Genomic DNA, 2,105 nt, shown 5'->3' with positions numbered 1-2,105 from the left:
TAGAGCGGACGTACGGTTTTGAGGCCCGAATGGCAACCGGCGTCGGATCATTCAGCGGCATAAAAGGGATTCGAAAGGCATGCATCGGGCCCGAGAGTCCCGAAAAGTCCCAAAGTCGGTTCGCGTTGCGTTCTCGGGTATGCCCCCGCCGGCATAGGGGCATCATGAGTTTGCTCCCCTATCCCGTCCGGCACGCATCAACTGCCGGACCCGATGTCGGCCATAGACACGAACATGCCTGCCGACCCACAGGTCTATCGCACAGGCTTCCTCGCCCTCCGGGCCAGCGTGTCGTCGTACCCGGGCCTGACTGGGGCGAACTTGGCGCTATTGGCCTTCAGGACCAACCTTGTGATCCGATGGGCGGATAGAACGAAGGCGCGTGACTGGACCTCTTCGGACTTTCCTGCCCAACGATTAAATTCAATATGGAAGCAGCGACCTCGATTTGAGCCACACCTCCTTGGTGTTCGCATCACACCGTCAAAGGACTGAAATATGTTTGGCAAGGTAAGATTGGTGAGCTTTGCGGACAGGAGCTTCCGGACGCGCAAGGCGAAGTTTATCGCTGAAGGCGAAGCGATTGATCTTTTCGATGAAATACAGGTCCATGATTCCTCGACGCTTCCCGCCGAATTTGCGCATCGGCACTCTGACTTTATGGCATGCAATAATCGAGGCTATGGATATTGGATTTGGAAACCACAGATCGTCTTGGAAGCCTTGAAGGCTTCAGGAGCGAACGACCTTGTCGTCTACTCCGATGTTGGCTTTACGATTCAAGCGGAAGGGCGCCTCAGAATGTCTGAATATCTTGACATTGCCCGCGCCTCTTATTTCGGCATGCTTTCATTTGATAATACACACATCGAATACAACTGGACGAAACGCGACCTCGCTTGCCGCTTGAAAGTCGATGATGATCCTACAATCATGGCAACATCACAAATTTCGTCAGGCTTCTTTGTCATTCGACCCACGGGAAGCAATTTCGAATTGATGCGCGAGTGGTGTGAGATAGCCGTAGAAGACAACTATCGCTATTCCGATGATTCTCCATCAATTGCAGAGAATGACACGCGCTTCTTCGAGCACCGTCATGACCAGAGCATTGGTAGTCTTCTGCGGAAAAAGCGTGGCACAACACTGAGCCATTACGATGTTCAGACATACGATCAAGCATTTGAATGACGGCGCCCGAATCTTCCCATGCTGGCTACTCGTCTTCGCGAGTAGCGGACCGACCGGCGTATCGTTATAGTAAAGACCGACTTTTGGGATTCTATCCGAGGAACGTAGGCGTTTGACGAGCGCCACGTTCCACTGTGGCAATACCAGGGCGGCCGACGGGCGCGGTTCCGCTGTGGCTGGTCGGCAAATGACGCGCCGGTCGAGCATGCTATCTGCGTCTATAGCGTCGCTGCCCTACCCCAATACCCTCGGTTGCCAAGACCGCCCTGGGGCATGCAGCGCATGGATGAGCGCAAGGAGCGGACCCGCGGACTGACGGACGACCAGGAGGCAAAGCGCTTCGTGGCACTTCCGGCCGATTACCAGATCGTTGTCGACTTCGCCTGATGATGGGATGCCAGCTTGCCGAGTGCATCGGCCTGCTCTGGCCCGATATCGATCGGGGCGGCCGGCAGATCACCACTCGGGGGAAGGGTGACAAACGGTGCGGACCCCGCTCTCGACCGGCGTGCGCGAACTGCTGTTCCCGCTGCCCGGCTTTGGGGCGGAGCATGCCGAGCGTGCAGGGGCGGTACTCGCCTCCGCCCGCCGGAAGAAGCAGGGCACGCGCCAGATTGGGGACCGGCTGCCAATCATCCACGAGGCCCTGAAGACGCAGTGGCGCCGCTTGCGCGAAGCTTCCGGGGTCACGAATTTCCGCCACCACGACTATCGACATACCGCCGCGAAACGCATTCTTCGGGCAGGCGGAAATCTCAGGACGGTTCAGGCGCCGTTTCGGCACGAGGACATCACGACCACGCCGTACGGTCCGCGATGGAAGCCGCCAAGTCCCGGGAAAACCGATCCGTCACGCCAACTGCCGCAAAAAATTCCGAAATCAGCTCCGCAGCGACCGGAGGGCCGCCCGCGAG

2 protein-coding genes are annotated in these 2,105 nt (G+C 57.7%); both read left to right on the top strand.

The features are described 5' to 3' along the window. Window positions 1-498 precede the first annotated feature (498 nt). Window positions 499-1,191 carry a hypothetical protein gene (locus tag MFF30_RS25835; RefSeq protein ID WP_238283148.1) on the top strand — a complete coding sequence of 231 codons (693 nt, stop codon included), beginning with the start codon at window positions 499-501 and terminating at the stop codon, window positions 1,189-1,191. Window positions 1,192-1,675: 484 nt separating this feature from the next. Continuing rightward, window positions 1,676-2,105 (top strand): tyrosine-type recombinase/integrase (locus MFF30_RS25830; RefSeq protein WP_238283146.1); only part of this gene is annotated, 430 nt, incomplete at its 3' end.

The sequence above is a fragment of the Methylobacterium goesingense genome, from assembly GCF_022179225.1.
GTDB classification, from domain to species: Bacteria; Pseudomonadota; Alphaproteobacteria; order Rhizobiales; family Beijerinckiaceae; genus Methylobacterium; species Methylobacterium goesingense.
Note: the sequence above shows the minus strand (reverse complement) of the source record. Positions and strands in the feature narration are given on the sequence as shown.